This window comes from Bradyrhizobium sp. STM 3809 (assembly GCF_000239795.1).
GTDB lineage: Bacteria > Pseudomonadota > Alphaproteobacteria > Rhizobiales > Xanthobacteraceae > Bradyrhizobium.
In genome coordinates, this window is the sequence record NZ_CAFJ01000378.1 from 1 (window position 1) to 1,424 (window position 1,424).

Consider the following 1,424-nt stretch of genomic DNA (forward strand, 5'->3'; position numbering starts at 1 on the left):
CCCTACAAGCTCAAATGGATGTCGCGGCTTCGTGACTATGCGCGTGAGCGGCTGAAGACCGAGGAGCCGCTGATCCTCGCAGGCGACTTCAACGTCATCCCGGCGGCCGCCGATGTCTCCAATCCCGAGGCCTGGGTCGAGGACGCGCTGTTCCGCCCGGAGACGCGCGAGAGCTTTCAGTCGCTGCTCGGCCTCGGCCTGACCGATGCGCTGCGCGCCGTGACCGATGCGCCGGGGCAGTACACGTTCTGGGACTATCAGGCCGGCGCCTGGCAGAAGAACATGGGGATCCGGATCGATCACCTGTTGTTGTCCCCGCAGGCCAGCGACCGGCTGGTCGAGGTCGGCATCGACAGCTATGTCAGGGCCTGGGAGAAGCCGTCGGATCACGTCCCGGTATGGGCCGATTTCGATCTCGAGACGGCGTAGGCGTTCCAAGGACGGTTCCTGTGACGGGTTACACACGGCGGCAGTTGTTTCCGCTCGCGCTCGTGCCTTTGCTGGTGAAGCCCGCTTTTGCAGCCGACCTGCAGGCGACGATCGCAGGTATCGAAACCGACAGCGGCGGCCGGCTCGGCGTGGCGCTGCTCGACACGGCCAGCGGCGCGCTGAGCGGCCATCGGCTCGACGAGCGGTTCCCGATGTGCAGCACCTTCAAGGCGCTGCTGGCGGCCGCGATCCTGGCCAAGGTCGATGCCGGCGCCGAGCAGCTCTCGCGCCGCCTTCCGATCACGCAAGCCGACATCCTGGCCTATGCGCCGGTCACGAAACTGCACGTCAGCACATCCGGCCTCGCGATCGGCGAATTGTGCGAGGCGGCGGTGACGCTGAGCGACAACACCGCCGCCAACCTGCTGCTCGCCACGCTCGATGGTCCGGCCGGCCTCACGCGCGCGATCCGCGGCTTCGGCGATGCGATCACCCGGCTCGACCGCATCGAGCCCGCGCTGAACGAGAGCGTGCCCGACGATCCCAGGGACACCACGACACCTGCGGCGATGGCGCGGACGCTGGCGAAGCTCACGACCGGCAACGCGTTGTCGGCCTCGTCGCGCGACGTCCTGAACGGCTGGCTGCTCGGCTGCAAGACCGGCGCCGCCAAGCTGCGTGCCGGCCTGCCCGCGTCGTGGCGCGTCGGCGACAAGACCGGCTCAGGCGAGCGCGGCAGCAGCAACGACGTCGCGGTGATCTGGCCGGCGGGACGCGCGCCTGTCATCGTGACGAGCTATCTCACCGAGACCAAGGCCAGCGACGACAAGCGCAATGCCGCTCACGCCGCGGTGGGACGTGCGGTGGCGGCTGCGCTGGGCGCCTGACCGGCGCGCACACCGAGATCGATCTCGCGAAACAGAGCTGCGATCGCGTCGAAGCCGGACCTCAGGCCGCGGAGCTCGCGGGCCGCGAGCCGAACACCGACGCCGGCA

Annotated in this window: 2 protein-coding genes; both read left to right on the forward strand. The window is 69.0% G+C overall.

Annotation, left to right across the window (positions count from 1 at the left end):
- A partial coding sequence (locus BRAS3809_RS19380; RefSeq protein WP_035656982.1) for an exodeoxyribonuclease III occupies window positions 1–429 on the forward strand: 429 nt, incomplete at its 5' end.
- A gap of 20 nt (window positions 430–449) precedes the next feature.
- Complete coding sequence (gene bla, locus BRAS3809_RS19385) at window positions 450–1,316, forward strand: class A beta-lactamase (protein ID WP_008963765.1); 867 nt, start codon at window positions 450–452, stop codon at window positions 1,314–1,316.
- Window positions 1,317–1,424 lie beyond the last annotated feature (108 nt).